This is a genomic window from Jiella endophytica (genome assembly GCF_004519335.1).
Taxonomy (GTDB): Bacteria; Pseudomonadota; Alphaproteobacteria; order Rhizobiales; family Rhizobiaceae; genus Jiella; species Jiella endophytica.
Genome location: NZ_SOZD01000004.1, coordinates 1 through 23,262 on the forward strand (window position 1 = coordinate 1; position 23,262 = coordinate 23,262).

Consider the following 23,262-nt stretch of genomic DNA (forward strand, 5'->3'; position numbering starts at 1 on the left):
TGGATCGACGGAAGGGACACCAAGCTGAGGTCCGGGCTCTCTCGCCCGAGGATGAGACGGTGTCCCCTCCATCTCCGCACCATCAACAATACCAGATGATGCGAGGCTGGAGTTACAAGGATGAGGGCGCTTGCGGACCAGGCACCGTGGCATCGCTGCAGAAGTCGGCCCGTTCATGACCGGTATGCAGACCCCGTTCCGGGAAAGAACAAGGGCCTATCCGAGTGATTTCCCAAGGCTCCAAGCCCTCGTCCAAGGGACGGTCGAAGCGCTGGCAGAACCCGGTCGGCTCCTCGGTCGTCCGCGACTTTCCCGGCGCCATGGTCGGCCGCGCCGACAAGGGCTGATCATCACCACCTCGACCTTCACCAAGGACGCGCGCGCCGAGGCGACGAGAGACGGCGCGCCGGCCATCGATCTTGTGGATGGCGTGGAACTCTGCCGCCTGTCGAAGGAGACCCGGATCGTCGTCGTGGTGAGCATGGTGGAAAAGGTGTCGATCGAGGAGGGGGTCTTTTCCACGATAGGATCGACACGGCCAACGCCAGCGTCGGGGCCGCCCTGATCGACTTCGTCATCCTCCGGCATGAGGCCAAGCATGAGGCCGTACTTGGCCCGATGGCCGATGGGCCGCCGGACGAGCCGACGACATACCCGCTTCGCCATCCTCGGCCCTGTGCCGAGGATCCGCTGCCGGCGAAGCGATGGATCGGCGACGGTGACGGACCGCCGATGAGGCGGTGCCGGCTTTCCTGGTCAGAACCCGCGGGCGAGGCTTTCCGTGGCTGTGCCAACAAACGACGAACCGACGCCGACGACGCCCCTCCGCCACCGGATCGGATGCGGCCGCCGCAGTAGATCCTCGGCACAAGGCCGAGGATGACGCCGCGTTTGGCATGATCGCTGCTGCGTGGCCTGACAGGGCGCAGACCTCAACGCTTCGTCATCCTCCGGCATGAGGCCACACTTGGCCCGATGGCCGATGGGCCGCCGGACGAGCCGACGACATACCCGCTTCGTCATCCTCGGCCTTGTGCCGAGGATCCGCTGCCGGCGGAGCGATGGATCGGCGACGGTGACGGACCGCCGATGAGGCGATGCCGGCTTTCCTCCGCAGAACCCGCGGGCGAGGCTTTCGTGGCTGTGCCGACGAACGATGAACCGACGGCTATGGTGCCCTTCCGCCAGCGGATCGGATGCGGCCACCCGCAGTAGATCCCCGGCACAAGGCAGAGGATGACGCCGCGGTGGAGGGAGAGAGGGCGCCTCGTCCTGCGACGCGAAAAGATATCTTCCCCCCTCCGCCCCTCGCCTATTATCCCCCGACCGCCGGCCCACGGAACGGGCACGAATGATCACCGGGATCGTTCGGGGGCCGGCGGGCGGGTCCGTCCGCATGCGCCTTCCGGAGGTGCGGCGGGGGGACGGAGCGAGCCGGGCCGGCCTTCCGTATCTGCGGGGAGGGTGGCACGCCGCCGTCCTGGAGGTCGTGCTCCTCCCGGCGGCTTCCCGAACTCCGGCGCGCCCGCCTTGCGGCGGGCAGACCGGGGGATGGTCCGGCGACGCGAGGGGAACGAGAGCCCTCGCGCGTTTCGGAAAACCCGCGCGGGATGCCGGAGGCGGACCGCATGAAACACGCAATCGGAGGGTCTGCCTCCGGCATCCCGTCGCCCGCCGGACGGCGCCAGTCGCCACCCCCGTGTGGCGTGAACGATCAGACCCGGCCGCTTCGCGGCGCGGCAATGCCGACGCATGGCTTCGGGCCTTGCCGGCTTGCATCCCCCGCCCCCCTCGCCTAGACAGCGGCCCTCACGCAAGACCACCGGCGAAAACCCCTGGCAGGACGGGCGGGCGATGCTTCAGACCCCCTATTATCTGATCGACGAAGCCAGGCTTCTCGCCAATATGCGCGTCATGGACACGGTGCGGCAGCAATCCGGGGCGAAGGTGCTCCTGGCGCTGAAGTGCTTCGCGTCCTGGGCGGTCTTCCCGATGATGGCTCAGCATATGGACGGGACGACCTCGTCGTCGCTCTATGAGGTGAAGCTCGGGCGGCGAAAGTTCGGCGGCGAGACCCACGCCTATTCGGTCGCCTATGCCGATCACGAGATCGGGGAGGTCGTCGCCAATGCCGACAAGATCATCTTCAACTCGATCTCGCAGCTGACCCGCTTCGAGGTCCAGAGCGCCGGCATCGCCCGGGGTCTGAGGCTGAACCCCGGCGTCTCGACCTCGTCCTTCGATCTCGCCGATCCCGCCCGGCCCTTCTCGCGCCTGGGCGAATGGGATGCCGAGAAGGTCGAGGCGGTGGTCGAAAAGATCTCCGGCTTCATGGTCCACAACAACTGCGAGAATGGCGATTTCTCCCGCTTCGACGAAATCCTGACGGAGGTCGAGGCGAGGTTCGGTCACCTGTTCCACCAGGTGAAATGGGTGAGCCTCGGCGGCGGCATCCACTTCACCGGCGAGAACTACCCGATCGACGCCTTCTGCCGGCGGCTGAAGGCCTTCGCCCGAAACTACGGCGTCGAGGTCTATCTCGAGCCCGGCGAGGCGGCGATCACCAGGACGACGACGCTGGAGGTGAGCGTCCTCGACCGGCTCTTCAATGGCCGCGAGCTGGCGATCGTCGACTCCTCGGTCGAGGCCCATATGCTGGACCTCCTGATCTACCGGGAAAGTGCCAAGATGTCGCCGAATACCGGCCCGTATGAGGTGATGGTCTGCGGCAAGTCCTGCCTTGCCGGCGACGTCTTCGGGACGTTTTCCTTCGCGGCACCCTTGGAAATCGGCGACCGCATCTCCATTCAGGATGCAGCCGGCTACACCATGGTCAAGAAGAACTGGTTCAACGGGATGAAGATGCCGGCGATCGCGGTGAAGGGTCTCGACGGCGAGATCCGCGTGGCGCGCGACTTCACCTATGACGATTTCGAGAAAAACCTCTCGTAAGGCCGGATGCGGCAACGACCTGAAGGGGAAAGACCTGAGATGAAGAAGAACGTGTTGATCATCGGCGCCGGCGGCGTCGCGCAGGTGGCGGCGCATAAATGCGCCCAGGCCAACGACCGCTTCGGCGAGATCCACATCGCCTCGCGGACGCTCGCGAAATGCGAGGCGATCGTCGCCTCGGTGCGCGACAAGGGCGCGATGAAGGTGAAGGACGGGGTGATCGCGGCGCATCAGCTCGACGCGCTGGATGTTCCTGCCACCGTGGCGCTGATCCGCAAGGTCAAGGCCGAGATCGTCATCAATCTCGGCTCGGCCTTCGTCAACATGTCGGTGATGAGCGCCTGCATCGAGACCGGCGCCGCCTATATCGACACGGCGATCCACGAGGATCCGTTGAAGATCTGCGAGACGCCGCCCTGGTACGGCAATTACGAGTGGCGCCGGCGCGAGGAAGTCGAAAAGGCCGGGATCACCGCGATCCTCGGCGCGGGGTTCGATCCCGGCGTCGTCAATGCCTATGCGCGGCTTGCCGAGGACGACTATCTCGACGAGATCACCTCGATCGACATCGTCGACGTCAATGCCGGATCGCACGGCAAGTGGTTCGCCACCAACTTCGACCCCGAGATCAATTTCCGCGAATTCACCGGCGTCGTCTATTCCTGGCAGAACGGTGCCTGGCAGACCAACCAGATGTTCGAGATCCCGCGCGAATGGGACCTGCCGGTGGTCGGCAAGCGGCCGACCTACATGACCGGCCATGACGAGATCCATTCGCTTTCGGCCAGGTATCCGAAGGCCGACGTGCGCTTCTGGATGGGCTTCGGCGAGCGCTATGTGCAGGTGTTCACGGTGCTGAAGAATCTCGGCCTGTTGTCGGAACAGCCGGTCAAGACCGCCGAGGGGCAGAGCGTCGTGCCGCTCAAGGTGGTCAAGGCCTGCCTGCCGAACCCGGCGGAGCTCGCGCCGGAATACGAGGGCAAGACCTGCATCGGCGATCTGGTCAAGGGCAGGAAGGACGGCCGGGATGCGGAAGTCTTCATCTACAACGTCGCCGACCACAAGGATGCCTTCGAGGAGGTCGGCAGCCAGGGGATCAGCTACACCGCCGGCGTGCCGCCGGTCGCCGCCGCGCTGCTGATCGCCGACGGCACCTGGGACGTGAAGAAGATGGTCAATGTCGAGGACCTGCCGCCGAAGCCCTTCCTCGACCTTCTGGGCAGGATGGGCCTGCCGACGCAGGTGAAGGTGAACGGCGAGGCAGCCTCGCTCGACCTCGCGGCCTGAGGCGTCGACGCTTCGCCGTCCCGGGCTCGGCCCGGGATGACGAGGCTGATCGGGCAGCGGGCTTCGGTCTCAGAACGGTTTGGCGACCATCAGGGCATAGGCGACGGCGACGAGGGCGAGCATGGCGATCGACAGGCCGATCGCCGTGCCCTTCTTGCCATTGGCGAAAGCCCGGCGGCTTTTCGCGCCGCAGATGGGATAGAGCACCAGCACGGCGAGGCCGACCCAGGTGAAGGCGTGGCCGGCCCAGTCGGGATTGAAGCCGACGAGGACGAGGCCGATCAGCCCGACAAGGCTGGTGATCGCCACCGCGGCCACATAGACGACCTTGCGCAGGCCGCCGACCGTGGTCACGGCGCCGGACGGTGCGGCGAGCGTCACGCCCGTCCAGCCGAGCGAGGCGAGCAGCGCCAGCATGGCGAGGCCGCCATGGGCCTTGACCAGAATTTCGTACATGTCGTGTCCCTGTCGAGAATGAATCGCATTTCGTGACGGCATCCCATGCGGCGGCGGGCGGCCGCAAGAGCCACGCGGTCGAAAAGATCGTCACCGCATGTTGGCAAGTGAGGAGAGCCCGGCAGCCCCCCTCGATCCGTTGGTCACGGTCTCATAGTCATGGCGCCAGCTGGCTTTGCAGGTCTCAGCGCTCAAGGCTCGGCGGCCGCGATGAGCCCCACCAGCCTCGTGACCGTCTCGCGCAGTTCCTCGACCTCGCTTGCGTCGAGGTGCAGCCCGGCCCCGAGGGTCTTTGGAATGTTGCGGGCCTTTGCCTTCAGGGCCCGCCCGGCGCCGGTCAGATCGACCAGCACGCGCCGCTCGTCCGCCGCATCGCGCCGCCGCGTCACCAGCCCCGCCGCTTCCAGCCGCTTGACCAGCGGCGTCAGCGTGCCGCTGTCGAGATGCAGCCTTTCGCCGAGCCCGCCGACGCTCTCGGGCGAGGATTCCCAGAGCACCAGCATGACCAGATATTGCGGATAGGTCAGCCCGAGCGGCGCCAGCGCCGGGCGATAGAGCCGGGTGATCAGGTTGGAGGCGGCGTAGAGCGGAAAGCAGACCTGCCGGTCGAGGGCGAGATCGTCGTCGCCGCCTTGCTCGTCTGCGCCCATCGTCGCCCCCTGCCCCTGCTACTTCGTCGAAACCTTCAGCTTCACGTCGATATTGCCCTTCACCGCGTTCGAATAGGGGCAGATCTGGTGAGCGGCCGCGACGATGTCATTGGCGGTGCCCTGGTCGACGCCGGCGATCTCGATCTCGAGCGTCACCGACAGCACGAAGCCGCCGCTGGAATTGGCCGACAGGCCGACCTCGCCGACGACGACGATATCCTCGTCGCGGATCTTCGTCTCGGACTTGCGGGTGGCGTGGATCACCGCATTCTCGAAACAGGCGGCATAGCCCGCGGCGAAGAGCTGCTCGGGATTGGTGGCGCCGCCCTTGCCGCCGAGTTCCTTCGGCATGGCGAGGTCGAGAGCGAGGATGCCGTCCTCGCTCTCGACCCGGCCGGACCGGCCACCGACGGCTTTGACCCGGGTGGTATAGGCTGCGCTCATGGTTCTTCTCCTGGCTGGCCCGACCGCCATCGCGCGGGCTTTTTGATTTTAGGCAATTAAATTGCACGCAATATATCTGCACGACCGTCGGCTCCGTCAAGGCCCGGCGCTCGTCGTTTGACGCCAACGCCGACGAACACGACTCGATCAGCAGAGCACGGTCGCTGCGAGAATGGCCCCACAAATCTTCTCCAGGGAGAGTGCACGCCGCCATCGACTCTTCCCTTGGCAGTCGGCAACCCTATTGACGTAAGGACCGGCCGGAGCGGCCGCCAACGGAGACAGGCATGGCGATCATCGACCCCATCATCAATTTCATGAACGACATCTTCTGGGGTTACGTGCTGATCTATGGCCTTCTGGCGGTGGGGGTGTATTTCACTCTCAGGCTCGGCTTCATCCAGATCCGCCACTTCCCGGAATATTTCCGGGTCGTCAAAGGCAGCCGCGGCGGCGACAAGGCAGGCATCTCGCCGCTGCAGGCGCTCACCGTCTCGCTGGCAAGCCGCGTCGGCACCGGCAATCTCGCTGGCGTCGCGGTGGCATTGACCCTCGGCGGCCCGGGCGCGATCTTCTGGATGTGGATGGTGGCGATCGTCGGCATGGCGACGGCCTATGCGGAATCGACCCTCGCCCAGCTCTACAAGATCCGCAACGACGAGGGCCAGTATCGCGGCGGGCCGGCCTTCTACATGTCGCACGGGCTCGGCCTGCCCTGGCTCGGCGCCATCTTCTCGCTCAGCCTGATCCTCGCCTACGGCCTGATCTTCAACGCCGTTCAGGCCAACTCCATCGCCGATGCCGTCGAGGCGGCCTTCGGCTACGACAAGCTCTGGATCGGCATCGGCCTTGCCGCCATCTCGGCCGTCGTCATCTTCGGCGGCATCCGCTCGATCGCCAATGTCGCCGAGATCGTCGTGCCCTTCATGGCCGTCGCCTATCTCGCCGTCGCGATCTACGTCCTGGCGGTCCACATCACCGAGGTCCCGGCGACGCTGTGGCTGATCGTCAAGAGCGCCTTCGGCTTCCAGGAGGCGGCCGGCGGCTTTGCCGGCGGCATCGCTGCGGCCATGCTGAACGGCGTCAAGCGCGGCCTGTTCTCCAACGAGGCCGGCATGGGCTCGGCGCCGAACATCGCCGCCGTGGCGACGCCGGATCCGCATCACCCGTCGTCGCAGGGCCTGGTCCAGGGCCTCGGCGTCTTCATCGACACGCTGGTCATCTGCACCGCGACGGCACTGATGATCCTTCTGTCGGGCATCTACACGCCCGGCCAGGACGTGACCGGCACCGAGCTGACGCAGAACGCCCTCTCCGCCCATATCGGCGACTGGGGCCAGTATTTCGTCGCCATCGCGATCTTCTTCTTCGCCTTCACCTCGATCATCGGCAACTACTCCTATGCCGAGAATGCCATGACGTTCCTCGGCGCCGGCAACCGCATCTGGCTGTCGATCCTGAAGATCGGCCTCCTCGCCATGGTCGTCTGGGGTTCGCTGGTGAAGGTCGAGACGGTGTTCAACACCGCCGATGCCTCGATGGGCCTGATGGCCTCGATCAACCTGATCGCCATCGTCGCCCTGTCCGGGACAGTGGTGAAGCTCACCCGCGACTATTTCCGGCAGAAGGCGTCCGGCCTCGAACCGCGCTTCGACAATGACGACTATCCGGAGCTGCAGGGCAAGATCGACGGCACGATCTGGACCCCGGTCGGCGACATCGAGAAGCAGTAAGGGTGCCTTCGCCGGCGCGAGAGCCTATCCCTAAGGCCGGGCAAGCGCGACGTGGCGGCCCGGCCCGTCGATTGGAGGGCCGGGCAGGCTGCGCTTTCCCGACTTTCTTCGATGGGCGGAAGCCCTCTTCGTCGCGGCGAGCCGGGTTTTCATTGCGCGCCGGCCTCTCTATGACCCTCCCTCACGCAACGAACGATCAGGGAGAGCAGGATGGCAGAGGCGAAGCGGATCGACGGCAAGGCGGTGGCGGCGCGCATCATCGAGACCGTCAAGGCATCGACCGAGACGCTCAAGGCGAAGACCGGCACCGCGCCGGGCCTCGCCGTCGTCATCGTCGGCGAGGATCCGGCCAGCCAGGTCTATGTCGGCTCCAAGGCGAAGACCGCCAAGGAATGCGGCTTCACCTCGATCAAGCACGAGCTCGACGCCGAGACCAGCGAGGAGACGCTGCTGAAGGTCGTCCGGGATCTCAACGCCGATCCCGCCGTCAACGGCATCCTCGTCCAGCTGCCGCTGCCCAAGCACATCGACGAGGCGAAGGTCATCCAGACGATCGACCCGGACAAGGACGTCGACGGGTTTCATCTGATCAATGTCGGCCGGCTTTCCACCGGCGCGCTTGCCGAAGCCTTCGTGCCCTGCACGCCCGCCGGCTCGATGCTCCTCGTCAGGGAGGTGCTTGGCGACGATCTCTCCGGCAAGAACGCCGTCATCGTCGGCCGCTCGAACATCGTCGGCAAGCCGATGGCGCAGCTGCTTCTCGCCGCCAATGCCACCGTCACCATCGCCCATTCGCGCACCAGGGACCTGCAGGCCGTGTGCCGCGGCGCGGACATCCTCGTCGCGGCGGTCGGCCGCCCGGAAATGCTGACCGGCGACTACGTCAAGGACGGGGCGGTGGTGATCGATGTCGGCATCAACCGCATCGAGGCGCCGGAAAAGGGCCTGAAGGAAGACGGCACCCCGAAGACCCGGCTGGTCGGCGACGTGAACTATGCCGAGGCCTCCGAGAAGGCCGCGGCGATCACGCCGGTTCCGGGCGGCGTCGGGCCGATGACCATCGCCATGCTGATGGCCAACACGCTGCGCTCGGCCTGCCGGGTCGCCGGCGCCGAGGCGCCGAAATTCTGAGACGACGGTGAGAACGGGGCGGCCCTCGCCTCGTTATTCGTCGCGTGGGCCCGCAAGGGCCGGTCCCACGCTGACGCAAGGCGTCGCTCCTGCCTAAGAGGCGCGTTGATCGGCGCTCGCCGCCGGCTCCCTGCCCCAGTCGGCGTTCCTGCCCCGCCGGTTCTTCGCAAAGGCCGGCGGCGAGACGACGCTTCGGCCGGACCATGCCTCGACAAAGCCGCGAAAGGCCTCGTCGGCCTCCACCGAGGCAAAGCCGTCCCGATGGAGGACGATCGCCCGGCGCAGTTCGATCCAGAACAGATAGCGCTCCTCGTCCCTCTCGATGGCGCGGAAGGCTGACCAGGGGAAATGGCTCGAGACGACGTCGCCGCCGGGCGAAGCGGGCTCGTCCTCGAGCCTGATGCCGTCGCGAGAGACTTCGAGGACGAAGCGCTTGCCGAGGAGCCCCTGCCGCTTCAGCGTGCTTTCGAGAGCCCAGCGCATGGTGCGGGCGAACAGCCAGTGCACCGGCACCGCGAGCAAAGCGAGAACGACCAGTGTCACCACGACGACGAGGCCGAAGCCGAAAACGTCGCCGGCCATGAGGCGATCGTAGCCCTGAAAGAGCGCAACGGCGAAGCCGATCAGCAGGAACACCGCGATGAAGCCCCGCCGCTCCTTCAGCCAGCGGTGGCCGTCGACCGCCATGTGATCGTCGAGGCTGAGGGTCATCGGCTGTCGGTACACAGGCTCGTCCCGTCCGGCACCCTGCCAGGGCATCCGTCGCGGCGCCGCCTCGCCGGTATCCGTCATCGCCGCTCGTCCCCTCCAACCTCGTCAGTCGGCCATACGATAGCGCGGCGACGGCGAAGCAGTAGGAGGTCGGCCATGGGGTGCACAGCCAGTTCGAGACTGAGAGAGGAATGGTGGAGGGGATCGAGGGGACGGTCCGGCCGCTGAGGCCGAACCGTCCGAGTCGCCTCCCCGGCAACTCCCGCCGCGGCAACGCATTTGCTCGTTGCTCTCCGTGGGCTTCCACGATTTCGTCAATACTATGCCGAGCCGCCCTGCGGTAGTGACGGAAATCCTCGCTCCCAAGGATTTGGCAACTCTCGTTAAGAAACCTCTAATTCATCCACAGGCAATTGCCCGGCGCGGCCCCCGCCCGGTTCGGGCCAGAGCCGGCGGGTGCCATGACGACCATCGGTCGCCGGTCGAAGCGTTCGAATCGCACCAAGAGCCGCGCGTCCAACCGGACGCGGCATGGACGCTCTCAGTCATTGGATCACCGCATCGCGCTTCTTCGAAAATCGATTCCGATCGTCGGGCCGACGCCGTCGCGGTCTTGTCAGAGCCTTGCCGCCAACGCCTTCGATGGCCAGCAGCTTTCCGGCAGGCCGAGGCGTCGCTCCGCCTCGCCGATCGAGCGGCGCGTCTTGAAGCCGGCGAGCCCGTCCACCGCGCCGACATCGGCGCCCTTCGCCACCAGCTTCTGCTGCATGCGGTAGACGTCGCCTCGGGTCAGCCGATCGGTCTTCTTCCAGCCGCCCTTCAGCGGCCCGGCGCCCTGGATGCGGTCGGCGACATGGCCGACGAAGAGGGCGTAGAGATCGGAATTGTTGTATTCCTTGATGACGTAGAAATTCGGCGTCGCAACGAAGCTCGGCCCGAGCCGGCCGGCGGGAAACAGAAGATGGCCCGAGCGGCCGCTCTCGCTCTCGGGAAACGGCCTGCCGCTCACCCGCTCGACCCCGGCCTTGACCAGATCGGCGATCCTGTAGGTCTTGTCCGGCCCCTCGCCCCGGCAGGAGACCGATGCCGGGATCATCGCCTCGAAGCCCCAGTCGCGTCCGGCCTGCCAGCCTGCGGCGTTCAGGTAGTTGGCGATCGAGGCGAGCGTGTCGGGGACCGAATTCCAGATGTCGCGGCGGCCGTCGCCATCGAAGTCGACGGCGTATTTCAGGAACTTCGAAGGCATGAACTGCGGCTGGCCGAGCGCGCCGGCCCAGGAGGACTTCATCTCGGAGACCTTCAGATGACCGTCGGCAACGATCTGCAGCGCCGCGATCAGCTCGCCCCGGAACAGCTCCTTGCGGCGCGACAGCCACGCCTTGGTCGCCAGCACCTCGAAGGCGTTCATCGGGATCTTCGCCGCGCCGAAGGCCGACTCCCGGCCCCAGATGGCGAGGATGATCGGCGCCGGCACGCCGTAGCGCTGCTCGATCTTTCCAAGCACGCCGGCATATCTCTGCCGGAGCTTCCGGGCGGTGGTGACATTGCCGGCGACCGCGCGCTCGGAGAGATAGTCGGCGCCGCTCTTGAACTCGGCCTGGAAATTGATTTCGGCGACGGTGTCCTTGCCGCCGGGCAGGATCAGGTCCGGCAGGCTGGTGTCCGGCGAAACGCCGGCAAAGGCCGCGTCGAAGACGGGCCGCGGCACCCCCGTTGCCTTCGCCTCAGGCCAGATCTCGCTTTCGAGAAAGGCCTTGAAGCCCTGGTCGAGCGAGGCCGCCCGGACGGGCTGAGCGGCGGCGAGCGCTGCAAGGAGGGCGACAGCGAGGGCGGCAAAGAGGCGGACGATCATGGCGCCCTTGATAGACCAGCGGGGCCGACAACGAAATGGCCCGGCAGATCGCTGCCGGGCCATTCTCAAGACGTCTGGAAGATCGGCGCCGCTTGCCTCAGGTGTTCATCTCGCGAAGCTCGGTGATGAATTCCTTCGGCAGATGCAGCGGGCTCGGCGTCTGGTAGCCCATGTGGCGGGCGACGTCGGCAACGAAGGCGCTGCAGTTGTAGGTCACCGCGTTCCAAACCGGGCTGCGGGCCTGGAGCTTGTGGATGTAGGGGACGATCTCGTTGTACTGCGCGGCCGTCAGCGGAATGGTCCACTCGGCGAGGAGATAGGCCCGCTCGGTGTCGCCGTCGCTGGCGCCGGTCTCGGAGGGCACCGGAACGAGATGGCCGAGCATGTAGGGAACGACGCTGGTCGAGGCCGGGTGCAGGCCCGCCACTTCGGTCATGCTGGGGATCAGCGTTCCGGTCGAATCGTAGGGCACGCGGCCGTTCGCATCGAACTTGCCGAACACCACGAAGGTGTGACCGTAGCTCTCGGCGTTGCGGGCGCGGAACGAGATGAAATACGGCTTGGCGAGCTTCGACTGGCCGGCGGCGTCGGTCGGCGCGTAGGCGGTGGACTGGACGATGCCGTCAGCCGAATTGACCGGCGCGCCGGCCATGACGGTGTTGTTGCTGTTGGCTGTCGACGTGCATCCGGCGACGGCGAGGCTCAGGAAAGCCGCAGCCGCGAGCCGAAGGAATGAGGGGAGCATTGTGCCGCCTTTCTCGAAAACGAAACGTGGTGCCCGAACGGTTCTTGGCTCTATCAGGCAACAGTCATGCCGCATGCGGAGCGCTTTCCCGTCACCAGAAGCGCCGCGTGGCGTCATGTCACGCTGTCGATAATCTTGCCCAGTGGCCCGATTCGGACGTTTGCGCCAACCGCTCGAAGGCGACAGGCCAAAGTCGGACTCAAACGGACCCCGGACATCTTTGGTTTCAGTAGCGTCCGGCGATTGCGACGCTCTTCCGGCAGTGTTGCCTGGAAGCCTCATTCGTCGAAGCCGCGCCACTAGCATCGGCCTGAAAATCGGAGTCGATTTTCTCAAAAGCACGATGCGGTGATTCAAAAGCTTGGAGCGTCCTTTGTGCGTCCATCCGGACGCACGGCGCTCCAACCCAGCGCATCTCATCTTGCCGAAATTCCTCGGCGCCGTTGATCGGAGCGCCGTAAAAGCAGGCGGTTTCTCGGGGGATGGGCTGCAGTCTTGTCGGTTCTGTGACCGATCACCGATGGCCCGCGGGCCATCTGGCAGAATGGAAGGGGAAGGCCGCGAACGACCTTCCCCGACGCCATGAAGGGATTAGCCCTTGGTGACGTAAGCCGGCTCGGAGTAGGCCGGCTCGACCGGGGCCTTGCCCTTGCCCTTGCCGATGCCCTTGCCCATGCAGCCAGCGAAGGTTGCGAGAGCGAAGCACGCGACCGATGCGATGATGACTTTCTTCATAGTAGCTACCTATCAGTGTCTGTCGGTTGATGCCGCAGTTCAAATTCCCGACGCGAGTGCGGCCGGTGCGTTCGGAACCTGTTGCCAAAACACGCTAGCGGCAAGTGCTCAAAAGCCACAGTGCTCGCCGAACGTCTTGACGCTATCCTGATTGTCGTTAACAAATTGTATCGGGCCTGTTTACGAGCGTTAGCAAACCGCTGCTCCGCAGGCCTCTGCGGCTTCCGAGCCACAGCTGAACGGGCCACCGACGGGCGTTGCTGCCGTGCCGCAGAATGCAGAAATTCCGCGAGCCCAGCAGATGCTCGGTGACGGACATCCGGCCCGGCGACCGGTTCGATTTCAACTGTTTGGCTGATGACCGCCGCCAGGGCGGGCGACGGCTTTCGTGACTTCGGGTGAGTCGGCGGGGATCGGTCGCTGGCCATGCGTCACGCATGCTGGCGCGAGAAGACATCAGCGCCCTCGACCAAGCAACGGCCGGCCCTCATCTTTGGCCGAAAGGATGGATTGTTCTTCCCGAGCGTCACTGGGCGAGCGGCGCCGGCGGCGTCAGACCGGCGGGCGGCGGCGCGCCGGGGGCATTCTGGATCGCCACCTCCGATTCGGTGACCAGCACCGAGCCCGGCGGGCCCTTGATCACCACCCTCGCCTCGCGAATCGCCTGGCGGTTCTGGGCGAGGATCGTCGGCCGTTCCGCCTCGACGAGCACGGCGCCCGGCTGGCCGGTGGCGTCGGTGAAGGCGGCGGCGAGTTCCTCGCGGGTGGTCGCGCAGGTCTGATAGGCGTTCTCGGCAGCCGCGTCGTCGGAAAGCCCCGCCGTCACCTGCTTGACCGTTTCGTCGTAATTGCAGAAGGCGTCGGCCCGCAGCGTCACGTCCAGATGCCCGGTGACCGGCCCGTAGCTCTTCTGGATCACCGCTTTCCGGTTGTTGTAGTCGTTGAGATAGGTCTTGCGCATCGCCAGCCGGCACTGGGCGTAGACGAGCTCTCCCGGCCGCATCAGGAGGCTCTGGCAGTGGGCGTCGTCGGCCGGCTCCTCGAGGGCGATCGTGTCCTCGATACTGCTGCCGGTCACGCAGCCGGACAGGGCGCCCGTCAGGACAAGAAGCATGCCGGCAAGAGCCATCAAGCGCATCGTGATCAGTTCCAAAATCGGCCGCAGCTTCGGTGCCGGGGAGCTTCCTTAAGGAAGTCGCCGGCATCGCGAACCTTGTTGCGGCCACCGTTCAAAAAATTGGCCCCGGATCGCCCGTCTCTGGGCTGACCCATCCCGGAGATCGCGCCGCGCCGCGTCGCCATGCCCTTCGGCCGAAGCGCGACCCCGTGGAGAAGTTTGCGGCAAAGGTGTGACGCAGCCGCCCGGCAAGGCGCCAAGGCCCCGAAAAATTCCGACTATGGCGTCGGGATCACCTTGCGCACCTCCGCTTCCAGCGCTTCGGAGGTCTTCTTGGCGGCGCAGGTGCGTGTCGGGCTGATCGCCACCTGCTGGTCGAGATCGCTGCGCCCGAGCGGGCAGACGTCGTTGGCGATGTCAGGCTTCACCCGCACGGTCAGCGGAATGTCGGAGAGCTTGCGGGAGAGCTTCGAGGCGATCGAGTTCTTCACCTCCCAGTCGCCGAGCGACACCTCCACCAGCGCCGTCGCGGGGTCGGCCTCGATCGGATCCTCGGCCACAGAGCCGACCGTTTGCGCGGCCACCGGCCCAGTTAGCGCGGCGAGCGCAAGCATGGCGGCCATCCAGCTGCCCGTTGCCCGTGTCTTGCCGTCAAGCTGCGACGCCATCGCGTTTTCGCTCCTACCTCGTTTCCGGCCCATGAAATCGTCGCACCCGCCGCGCCGTCCGACAGTTCGTACCCCGGCGTGGGGCGGATCCTCGGCCAAAGGCTGGCGCTCGCATCGGCAAAGTCAATCTTCCCCAGAGGAATGATCCGGGCGGCCAGCGGTGCGGCGCCTCAGACAATCTTATCGGGGGGATAAATGTTTTTCAGCGGGTTTGTTCCGATCGAATTCTTCGATGATGCCATTGGATTTTGCCCGATCCAGCAAAAGTTCATGGCTGCCATGCCATTGTGCGCTGCAGCATCAGTCCGTATATCTCGGCGCATCGGAATAGAACGAAGTAACGAGGGGATCGTCATGACGAAATTTCTCACCACTGCTGCCATCCTCGCAGCGATCACGACCGGCGCCAGCGCCGCCGACCTGAAGGCCGAGACGGGCCAGTCGATCAATCTCGGCAGTGTCAGCGGCGCCGCCTACTACACCGTCGAGGAGAACGGCCTGCGCCTCGTCGCGACCGTCGCCGACGGCGAGACCGGCGCGCCGATCCGCTTCGTCTCGACGCTGGAAGACGGCCAGGCCCTGACGATCGCCGTCCCGGCCGGCGAGGGTAAGAACCCCGAGGAGCTCACCTTCCGCCGGGATGGCGACCGCCTGACGGTCGACAATGGCGACGACCTGCGCGCCGCCCTCACCGACTGAGGTATCGCCCCGGCACGCCGCCGATCGGCGGCTGGATGCGGCAAAGCGAATGACGACAGGGCCGGTGCGCTAGAGGCGAGCCGGCCCTTTCGCATCCTTCCAAGGATCCGCATTCTCGCAAGGCGGCTTTTCCAAAGCCGGCATTGCTGGCATTCTCACTTGATGACACAGCGTGACATCGGCGCCGGCGACGCCCTCATCATCGTCGACGTGCAGAACGACTTCTGCGCCGGAGGCGCGCTCGCCGTGCCGGACGGCGACGCGGTCGTGCCGATCGTCAACCGGCTGGCGAGGCGCTTTCCCGTCGTCACCCTCACCCAGGACTGGCACACGCCCGGCCACATCTCCTTCGCCACCAGCCACGACCGCCAGCCATTCGAGACGATCGAGCTTGCCTACGGCACCCAGGTGCTCTGGCCGGACCACTGCGTCATGGGCTCCGAGGGCGCGGGCTTTCATCCGGATCTCGTCGTGCCGACGGCGCAGATGGTCGTACGCAAGGGGTTTCATCCCGAGGTCGACAGCTATTCGGCCTTTCTCGAGGCCGACCACGAGACCCGCACCGGCCTTGCCGGCTATCTGAGGGAGCGCGGCGTCGGCCGCATCTTCGTCTGCGGCCTCGCCACCGACTTCTGCGTCGGCTGGACCGCCATGGACGGGCGCAAGGCCGGTTTCGAGGTCGCGGTGATCGAGGACGCCTGCCGCGCCATCGATCTCGACGGCTCGCTTGGCCGGGCGTGGGACTCCATGGCCGGGCTCGGCGTAACCAGACTGAGTTCCACCGACATCCTCGCTTCGTGACGTCGGAGATTTCGATGGGCAGCTTCGACGGCGTCCGATCGGTCTTCATCCTGACCGGCGCCGGGATCTCGGCCGAGTCGGGCGTCGAGACCTTTCGCGACAAGGACGGCATCTGGTCGAAGGTGCGGCTGGAGGACGTCGCGACGCCGGAAGGCTTCGCGCGTGATCCGGCCGCGGTGCACCGCTTCTACAATGCCCGCCGGGCGGCGCTCGCATCGGTGCGGCCGAACCCGGCCCACCATGCCCTCGCCCGGCTGGAAGAGGCACTTGCCGGGCGCCTCACGCTCGTCACCCAGAACATCGACGACCTGCATGAACAGGCCGGCGCGCGCGACGTCATCCACATGCATGGCGAACTCGCCCGGTCGCTCTGTGGCCATTGCGGCGCCAGGGGCGACGCGGCCGGCGACCTGTCGACGGCGCTTGTCTGCGCCGCCTGCGGCAACGCGGGTGGGCTGCGGCCGGACGTCGTCTGGTTCGGCGAAATCCCCTACCGGATAGAGGAGATCGCCGAACGGCTGGTTTCGGCCGACCTCTTCGTCTCGATCGGCACGTCCGGCGCGGTCTATCCGGCTGCCGGCTTCGTCGCCGAGGCGCGCTCCGCCGGCATCCGCACCCTCGAGCTCAATCTCGAACCCTCGGAGGGAAGCGTCTTCTTCGACGAGGCGCGCCACGGCCCGGCCTCGGTTCTCGTCCCGGCCTTCGTCGCGGAACTGCTCGCTTCGCCGGGCCTGCGGTGAGCTCCCCGCAACGCAGCTAGCCTCGCTCCAGATTCATGTGGCAGCGTCACAGCTTAAAGCGTTCTTCCGGTCGGAAAACTGGCGGCGCTTTCAAGCGAAGATGTCCGGCCCGCACACAGCCATTCGGGAAGGCTGCAGCCTCCCGTCGCGATGCCCGAGCGACTGCCCGCATCGGCCCGCCAATCGGGATCGATCGTCGGAAAGCACGATGCGGTGATGCAATCGAGAGGACGGCGCGCGAAAATCGCCGCCCGACCCGGATGCGACAAGACACCGCCGCATCTGCGCCGCTTTGTCGTTCGAAGCTTATGCGAGCATGCGGCCCTGGCGCCGCACCCTTCAGGCGAAGGGACAAGGCGATCACGACGATGGTGAACGGCTGCGACCATCCGGCCGCTTGCGGCCCATCTCGCCGCAGCCCACTTGATTCAGGGACGGCACGGTGAAACTGTTTCGCAGTGCAGTATGACGGCCGGGAGATTCGGCCAGCGCGGCGCATAGTGATCGAACCGGGCCGCGATTGCAAGAGGCGAAGCCTCCCTTTTGTGAAATTTAATGATTGTTTTCAAAGGTTTGGCGTGTAGCATGGCGTAGTCGGGACTGACGGGCATGCCCCGCGAGCGACGCTCGAAGCGTGCCATGGCGAATGGAGGTGGGTGATGAGCGCATTGTTCGACCAGTACGCCAGGACATACGAACAGCGGCGGGAAACCGTGATGTCGCTGTCGCAGTTTCTCGAAAAATGCCGGGATGATCCGATCCTCTATGCCGGGCCACACGAACGGCTCTTGGCGGCGATCGGCGAGCCGGAGATGGTCGACACCTCGCTCGACTCGCGGCTCGGGCGGATCTTCCAGAACCGGACGATCCGCACCTACAAGGCGTTTCCGGACTTCTACGGCATGGAGGAGACGGTCGAGCGGATCGTCGCCTTCCTGCGCCAGGCCGCGCAGGGGCTCGAGGAACGCAAGCAGATCCTCTATCTCCTCGGCCCGGTCGGCGGCGGCAAGTCGTCCCTCGCCGAGCGCATCAAGTCGCTGATCGAGAACCAGCCGATCTACGTGCTGAAGGCCGGCGACGAACTCTCACCCGTCTTCGAGAGCCCGCTCGTGCTCTTCGACCCCGAGACCATGGGCGAGACGCTGGAGGCCGAATACGGCATTCCCCGGCGCCGGCTCTCCGGGCTGATGAGCCCCTGGTGCGTCAAGCGGCTCGACGAGTTCGGCGGCGACATCTCGAAGTTCAAGGTCGCCAAGCTGATGCCCTCGCGGCTGAAGCAGATCGGCGTCGCCAAGACCGAGCCCGGCGACGAGAACAACCAGGACATCTCCTCGCTCGTCGGCAAGGTGGATATCCGCCGGCTGGAGACCTTCGCCCAGAACGACCCGGACGCCTATTCCTACTCCGGCGGCCTCAACCGGGCGAACCAGGGCGTGCTCGAATTCGTCGAGATGTTCAAGGCGCCGATCAAGATGCTGCATCCGCTGCTGACGGCGACGCAGGAAGGCTCCTATGTCGGCTCGGAGAATATCGGCGCGATCCCGTTCACCGGCATGATCATGGCCCACTCCAACGAATCGGAGTGGAAGAGCTTCAAGAACAACAAGAACAACGAGGCCTTCATCGACCGCATCTATGTGATCAAGGTCCCCTACTGCCTCAGGGTCGACGAGGAGACCCGGATCTACGAGAAGCTCGTCTCGGGCTCCGAACTCGCCGAGGCGCCCTGCGCTCCCGACACGCTGGAGATGCTGGCGCGCTTCGCCGTGCTGTCGCGGCTGAAGCCGCACGAGAACTCCTCGCTCTATGCCAAGATGCGCGTCTACAACGGCGAGAGCCTGCGCGAGGTGGACCCGAAGGCCCGCACCATGCAGGAATATCGCGACGCGGCCGGCGTCGACGAGGGCATGAACGGCATCTCGACGCGCTTCGCCTTCAAGGCGCTGTCGGCGACCTTCAACCACGACACCGAGGAGGTGGCGGCCGACCCGGTGCATCTGATGTACGTCCTCGAACAGGCGGTGCGCCGCGAGCAGTTCCCCGAGGACATCGAGAGCGACTATCTGGAGTTCATCAAGGCGGACCTTGCGCCGCGCTATGCCGAGTTCATCGGCAACGAGATCCAGAAGGCGTATCTCGAAAGCTATCACGACTACGGCCAGAACCTCTTCGACCGCTACGTCTCCTATGCCGACGCCTGGATCGAGGACCAGGACTACAAGGATCCCGACACCGGCCAGCTGCTCGACCGCGACCTGCTCAATCAGGAGCTCACCAAGATCGAGAAGCCGGCGGGCATCGCCAACCCCAAGGACTTCCGCAACGAGGTGGTGAAGTTCTCGCTGCGCTCGCGAGCGGCGAACCGGGGCCGCAATCCGTCCTGGACCAGCTACGAGAAAATCCGCGACGTCGTCGAGAAGCGGATGTTCAGCCAGGTGGAAGACCTCCTGCCGGTCATCTCATTCGGATCGAAGAAGGATTCCGAGACGGAGAAGAAACACAACGAGTTCGTCGATCGGATGGTCGAGCGCGGGTTTACGCCGAGGCAGGTGCGGCGTCTCGTGGAATGGTATATGCGTGTGAGGCAGGCGAGCTGAGCGACTTCCTCACGCTTTCCACGGGATAAACCATGCACATCATCGACCGTCGTCCCGACCCCGGGGGCAAGAGCCTCGCCAACCGCCAACGCTTCATGCGGCGCGCCAGGGCGCTGGTGAAGCAGGCGGTGCGGGAAGCCTCCGGGTCGCGGAAGATCCGGGAGATCGACGGCGGCGGCGCCGTCACCATCCCGGCCGACGACGTCCACGAGCCGAGCTTCCACGCCGGCCGGGACGGCGGCATGCGCGACTATGTTTTGCCGGGCAACAAGAAATTCGTCTCCGGCGACCGCATCCAGCGGCCGCGGCAGGGCTCCGGCTCCGGCTCGGAGGGCAGCGCCGACGGCGAGGGCGAGGACAATTTCCGCTTCGTCCTGTCGCGGGACGAGTTCCTCGACCTCTTCCTCGAGGATCTGGAGCTGCCCAATCTCGCCAAGCGCCAGGTGATGGGCGACGCGGTGGAAAAACGTCATCCCGCCGGCTTCAAGACCTCCGGCCCGCCAGCGTCCCTGTCGGTCGGCCGAACGATGCGACGCAGCCTGTCCCGACGCATCGCGCTGAAACGGCCGAACCCGGTCGAGCTCGACAGGTTGCGCCGCGAACTCTTCGAACTCGAGACGTCGAGCGGCGACGGCGCCCGCATCGCCATGCTGCGGGCCGAGATCGAGCGCCAGGAGCGGCGCGCCAAGGTCATTCCCTTCATCGACCCCGTCGATCTTCGCTACCGGCGCATCGAGGTAACGCCCGAGCCGATCGCACGGGCGGCGATGTTCTGCCTGATGGACGTCTCGGCCTCCATGGACGAGCACATGAAGGACCTTGCCAAACGGTTCTTCTCGCTGCTCTATCTGTTCCTGACCCGGCGCTACAAGCAGGTCGAGATCGTCTTCATCCGCCATACCCACGAGGCCAAGGAGGTGGACGAGGAGACCTTCTTCCACTCGCGCGAATCCGGCGGCACGGTGATCTCCTCGGCGCTGATCGAGATGGCCAGGATCGCCAAGCAGCGCTTCCCGCCGGACCAGTGGAACATCTATGCCGCCCAGGCCTCGGACGGCGACAACCTTTCCTCGGACAATGCCCGCTCGGTGGCGCTCCTGCGCGAGACGATCCTGCCGATGGCGCAGTACTACGCCTATCTGCAGGTCGGGCGCGGCGACTTCGACCGCGAGGACGGCGTCTTCGCCCGCCAGGAAACGACATTGTGGCGGGCCTATCAGGAACTGGTGCGGCCGAACCTGCCGATGGCGATGCGCAAGGTGAACGACCGGCGCGACATCTATCCGGTGTTCCGCGAACTCTTCGAGCGCCGCGACGAGCCGGCGGAGACCTGAGCGATGGCGAGAATGGCAAAGAAGGCCGCCCCGGCGGCCCCCACCGGCGAGCCACTGTTCACCGGCCGCGACTGGGACTTTCCCCTGCTCTCGAAGGTCTATGGCGCGATCGAGGAGATCGCCGACAACGAGCTGAAGCTCGACATCTATCCCAACCAGATCGAGGTGATCACCTCCGAGCAGATGCTCGACGCCTATGCCTCGACCGGCATGCCGCTGTTCTACAAGCACTGGTCCTTCGGCAAGCACTTCGTCAGGAACGAGACGCTCTACCGCAAGGGCTGGCAGGGCCTCGCCTACGAGATCGTCATCAATTCGAGCCCCTGCATCGTCTACATCATGGAGGAGAACTCCGCGACGATGCAGACGCTGGTGCTGGCGCATGCCGCCTTCGGCCACAACCACTTCTTCAAGAACAACTACTGCTTCAAGCAGTGGACCGACGCGACCAGCATCCTCGACTATCTCGCCTTCGCCAAGAACTACGTCGCGACCTGCGAGGACCGCTACGGCCAGGAGATGGTCGAGCAGGTGCTCGACGCCGCCCACGCGCTGATGAGCCACGGCGTCCACCGCTATCCCGGCAAGCATGCGGTGGATCTGAAGTCCGAGCAGCGCCGGATGGAAGAGCGCAGGGCCTTCGCCGAGGAGCACTTCTCCGACCTCTGGCGCACGCTGCCGAAATCGCCGGACGGGCCGAAGCGCGACATGGATGCCGAGCGCCGTCGCCAGCTGCTCGGCCTGCCCGAGGAGAACATCCTCTACTTCCTCGAGAAGAACGCCCCGCGCCTCGCCGGCTGGCAGCGCGAGCTGATCCGCATCGTCCGCCAGATCGCCCAGTATTTCTATCCGCAGCGCCAGACCAAGGTGATGAACGAGGGCTGCGCCACCTTCACCCACTACCGGCTGATGACCAGGCTGCACGAGCAGGGCAGGATCACCGACGGCGCCTATATGGAGTTCCTGCACTCCCATACCTCCGTCGTCTTCCAGCCGGAATATGACGACCAGCGCTATGGCGGCATCAACCCCTATGCGCTGGGCTTTGCGATGATGGAGGACATCGAGCGGATCGCCCTTACACCCACACAGGAGGACCGGGCCTTCTTCCCCGATTTTGCCGGCTGCGGCGACGCTTACGGCGTTCTGCGCAATGCGTGGGAAAACTATCGCGACGAGAGCTTCGTCCTGCAGTTCCTCTCGCCCAACGTCATCCGCAAGCAGAAGCTCTTCCGGCTGATCGACGATTCCGAGGAAGACGACATCGTCGTCGCCTCGATCCACGACGAGCACGGCTACAAGGCGGTGCGCCAGTCCCTGTCGCGGCAGTTCGACGTCGGACGGCAGGACCCGGACATCCAGGTGGCGGATGTCGATCTCGCCGGCGACCGCAAGCTGATCCTGCACCACAATGTCGTCGACGGCGTGACGCTGGACGGCAAGGATGCGGCGAAGGTGCTGCACCACCTCGCCAATCTCTGGGGCTACGACGTCAAGCTCCTGGAGATCGAGGACGGCCACACCGTCGCCGCCCATGACGGCTCGCCCTCCCGGGCGTTCCGCTGAGGGCGATGCGCAGTACGGCTTAGCCGGCCTTCGGTCGTGAAGGCCAACCGGTCGAATGACCGGTCACTCGCGGCCGTGGAGGAACCCCCGCACCACCGCCACCGTCGCCGCCGGCTGCTCCTCCATCAGCCAGTGGCCGGCGCCCTTGATGACCGCGCCCTTGACGTTCGAGGCCGCAAAACCCGTGACCGCCGCCATCGTCGTTCCGAAGGACGCCTCGCCGCCGACGGCGAGCACCGGCATGGTCAGCTTGCCGGCAGCCATGAAGGCCTGGTTGTCGACCGCATCCTGATCGAAGGCGGCGAACTGGGCAAATCCCGCATGCATCGCCCCCGGCAGGGCATAAAGCGCCGCATAGTGCTCGCGGGAGGCTTCGTCGAAATTGGCAGGCTTCGCCGAAAACTCGTTCCAGAAACGGTCGAGATAGATCCGCTCGCGCCCGGCGACGAGGCGCTCCATGTCCGGCCCGCCGAAGCGGAAGTGCCAGAGCAGCGGGTTCTTCAGGATCTCGTCCCAGGGCCCGACCCCCGGCAGCGGCGCGTCCATCAGCACCAGCTTCGTCACCCGGTCGCGATGCTCCGCGGCGAAGGCATAGGCGACCATGTTGCCGATGTCGTGGGCGACGACCTCGACTTGGCCCACATCCAGCGCGTCGAGAAGGCCGGCGATGTCCTGCCCTTGGGTCTTCTTGTCGTAGCCGCCCTCGGGCCGCTGCGAGAGGCCGAGGCCGCGAAGGTCCGGCACGATCACCTTGTGATCCTTCGCCAGATCGGCCGCGAGCGGCGCCCACATGTCGCCGGTCTCGCCATAGCCGTGAAGGAGCACGACCGCCGGCCCTTCGCCGCCGATCCGCACATGCAGGCTGGTGCCGTTGGTGGCGATGTCGCTGGTCGTGAAACTGCCCGGAAACGGCTGGACACCGGCCAGGGCCGGCGTCGCGGCGACGGCCATGAGCGCCATGACGGCGGATCGCAGATGCATGGCAATAACTCCTCTATCCGGGCCGCCCACGGCCGCTGGACAGGAAGATGATCGCGGATAATC

The 23,262-nt window shown here is 65.7% G+C and carries 21 protein-coding genes; 11 read left to right on the forward strand and 10 right to left on the reverse strand.

Annotated elements, in window-relative coordinates; genetic code table 11:
- Nucleotides 1–175 precede the first annotated feature (175 nt).
- The 3 genes from E3C22_RS13035 to E3C22_RS13045 all read left to right on the forward strand — a co-directional run bounded on the left by E3C22_RS13035 (nucleotide 176) and on the right by E3C22_RS13045 (nucleotide 4,239).
- Nucleotides 176–565 carry a restriction endonuclease gene (locus E3C22_RS13035; RefSeq protein WP_245514979.1) on the forward strand — a complete coding sequence of 130 codons (390 nt, stop codon included), beginning with the start codon at nucleotides 176–178 and terminating at the stop codon, nucleotides 563–565.
- Between the two features lie 1,289 nt (nucleotides 566–1,854).
- Nucleotides 1,855–2,952 carry a carboxynorspermidine decarboxylase gene (locus tag E3C22_RS13040; RefSeq protein WP_134762501.1) on the forward strand — a complete coding sequence of 366 codons (1,098 nt, stop codon included), beginning with the start codon at nucleotides 1,855–1,857 and terminating at the stop codon, nucleotides 2,950–2,952.
- Between the two features lie 39 nt (nucleotides 2,953–2,991).
- On the forward strand, nucleotides 2,992–4,239 hold the full coding sequence (locus E3C22_RS13045; RefSeq protein WP_134762502.1) for a saccharopine dehydrogenase family protein: 1,248 nt from the start codon (nucleotides 2,992–2,994) through the stop codon (nucleotides 4,237–4,239).
- 69 nt (nucleotides 4,240–4,308) lie between these two features.
- Here E3C22_RS13045 and E3C22_RS13050 read toward each other — a convergent pair whose 3' ends face one another.
- The 3 genes from E3C22_RS13050 to E3C22_RS13060 form a co-directional block, all read right to left on the reverse strand.
- Nucleotides 4,309–4,695 (reverse strand): hypothetical protein, encoded by a 387-nt coding sequence (locus tag E3C22_RS13050; RefSeq protein ID WP_134762503.1) that lies wholly within the window; start codon nucleotides 4,693–4,695, stop codon nucleotides 4,309–4,311.
- A 191-nt stretch (nucleotides 4,696–4,886) separates the two neighbouring features.
- A complete protein-coding gene (locus E3C22_RS13055) occupies nucleotides 4,887–5,345 on the reverse strand; it encodes a MarR family winged helix-turn-helix transcriptional regulator (RefSeq protein WP_134762504.1) in 459 nt (152 codons plus the stop codon).
- An 18-nt stretch (nucleotides 5,346–5,363) separates the two neighbouring features.
- Nucleotides 5,364–5,789 (reverse strand): organic hydroperoxide resistance protein, encoded by a 426-nt coding sequence (locus E3C22_RS13060; protein ID WP_134762505.1) that lies wholly within the window; start codon nucleotides 5,787–5,789, stop codon nucleotides 5,364–5,366.
- A gap of 296 nt (nucleotides 5,790–6,085) precedes the next feature.
- Between E3C22_RS13060 and E3C22_RS13065 the strand changes: the two genes are divergently transcribed.
- Both E3C22_RS13065 and folD read left to right on the forward strand, forming a co-directional pair.
- Complete coding sequence (locus E3C22_RS13065) at nucleotides 6,086–7,522, forward strand: alanine/glycine:cation symporter family protein (RefSeq protein WP_134762993.1); 1,437 nt, start codon at nucleotides 6,086–6,088, stop codon at nucleotides 7,520–7,522.
- Between the two features lie 210 nt (nucleotides 7,523–7,732).
- Nucleotides 7,733–8,653: a bifunctional methylenetetrahydrofolate dehydrogenase/methenyltetrahydrofolate cyclohydrolase FolD gene (gene folD / locus E3C22_RS13070; RefSeq protein ID WP_134762506.1), complete on the forward strand. Its 921-nt coding sequence runs from the start codon at nucleotides 7,733–7,735 to the stop codon at nucleotides 8,651–8,653.
- A 93-nt stretch (nucleotides 8,654–8,746) separates the two neighbouring features.
- Here the strand turns inward: folD and E3C22_RS13075 are convergent, their stop codons facing one another.
- The 6 genes from E3C22_RS13075 to E3C22_RS13105 all read right to left on the reverse strand — a co-directional run bounded on the left by E3C22_RS13075 (nucleotide 8,747) and on the right by E3C22_RS13105 (nucleotide 14,481).
- Entirely contained in the window at nucleotides 8,747–9,445 is a 699-nt protein-coding gene (locus E3C22_RS13075) for a hypothetical protein (protein WP_134762507.1), read from the reverse strand.
- A 535-nt stretch (nucleotides 9,446–9,980) separates the two neighbouring features.
- Nucleotides 9,981–11,216: a lytic murein transglycosylase gene (locus E3C22_RS13080; RefSeq protein WP_134762508.1), complete on the reverse strand. Its 1,236-nt coding sequence runs from the start codon at nucleotides 11,214–11,216 to the stop codon at nucleotides 9,981–9,983.
- Nucleotides 11,217–11,313: 97 nt separating this feature from the next.
- On the reverse strand, nucleotides 11,314–11,961 hold the full coding sequence (locus E3C22_RS13085) for a hypothetical protein (protein WP_134762509.1): 648 nt from the start codon (nucleotides 11,959–11,961) through the stop codon (nucleotides 11,314–11,316).
- A gap of 591 nt (nucleotides 11,962–12,552) precedes the next feature.
- Complete coding sequence (locus tag E3C22_RS13095; protein WP_134762510.1) at nucleotides 12,553–12,696, reverse strand: ABC transporter; 144 nt, start codon at nucleotides 12,694–12,696, stop codon at nucleotides 12,553–12,555.
- Nucleotides 12,697–13,222: 526 nt separating this feature from the next.
- Nucleotides 13,223–13,825 carry a hypothetical protein gene (locus E3C22_RS13100; RefSeq protein WP_167591766.1) on the reverse strand — a complete coding sequence of 201 codons (603 nt, stop codon included), beginning with the start codon at nucleotides 13,823–13,825 and terminating at the stop codon, nucleotides 13,223–13,225.
- A gap of 266 nt (nucleotides 13,826–14,091) precedes the next feature.
- Nucleotides 14,092–14,481, reverse strand: coding sequence for a hypothetical protein (locus E3C22_RS13105; RefSeq protein ID WP_134762512.1), 390 nt, complete (start codon nucleotides 14,479–14,481; stop codon nucleotides 14,092–14,094).
- A 354-nt stretch (nucleotides 14,482–14,835) separates the two neighbouring features.
- On the opposite strand from E3C22_RS13105, the gene E3C22_RS13110 reads away from it, so the two are divergent.
- From E3C22_RS13110 to E3C22_RS13135, 6 genes are all read left to right on the forward strand, one after another.
- Nucleotides 14,836–15,180, forward strand: a complete 345-nt coding sequence (locus tag E3C22_RS13110) for a hypothetical protein (protein WP_134762513.1) — start codon at nucleotides 14,836–14,838, stop codon at nucleotides 15,178–15,180.
- A gap of 162 nt (nucleotides 15,181–15,342) precedes the next feature.
- Nucleotides 15,343–15,981, forward strand: a complete 639-nt coding sequence (gene pncA, locus E3C22_RS13115) for a bifunctional nicotinamidase/pyrazinamidase (protein ID WP_134762514.1) — start codon at nucleotides 15,343–15,345, stop codon at nucleotides 15,979–15,981.
- A gap of 14 nt (nucleotides 15,982–15,995) precedes the next feature.
- On the forward strand, nucleotides 15,996–16,721 hold the full coding sequence (locus E3C22_RS13120; protein WP_134762515.1) for an NAD-dependent deacylase: 726 nt from the start codon (nucleotides 15,996–15,998) through the stop codon (nucleotides 16,719–16,721).
- Between the two features lie 659 nt (nucleotides 16,722–17,380).
- Complete coding sequence (locus E3C22_RS13125) at nucleotides 17,381–19,318, forward strand: PrkA family serine protein kinase (RefSeq protein ID WP_134762516.1); 1,938 nt, start codon at nucleotides 17,381–17,383, stop codon at nucleotides 19,316–19,318.
- A 32-nt stretch (nucleotides 19,319–19,350) separates the two neighbouring features.
- Nucleotides 19,351–20,652 carry a YeaH/YhbH family protein gene (locus E3C22_RS13130; RefSeq protein WP_134762517.1) on the forward strand — a complete coding sequence of 434 codons (1,302 nt, stop codon included), beginning with the start codon at nucleotides 19,351–19,353 and terminating at the stop codon, nucleotides 20,650–20,652.
- A 3-nt stretch (nucleotides 20,653–20,655) separates the two neighbouring features.
- Nucleotides 20,656–22,218, forward strand: a complete 1,563-nt coding sequence (locus E3C22_RS13135; protein WP_245514980.1) for a SpoVR family protein — start codon at nucleotides 20,656–20,658, stop codon at nucleotides 22,216–22,218.
- A 63-nt stretch (nucleotides 22,219–22,281) separates the two neighbouring features.
- Here the strand turns inward: E3C22_RS13135 and E3C22_RS13140 are convergent, their stop codons facing one another.
- Nucleotides 22,282–23,199 (reverse strand): alpha/beta fold hydrolase, encoded by a 918-nt coding sequence (locus tag E3C22_RS13140; RefSeq protein WP_134762518.1) that lies wholly within the window; start codon nucleotides 23,197–23,199, stop codon nucleotides 22,282–22,284.
- Between the last annotated feature and the right edge of the window lie 63 nt (nucleotides 23,200–23,262).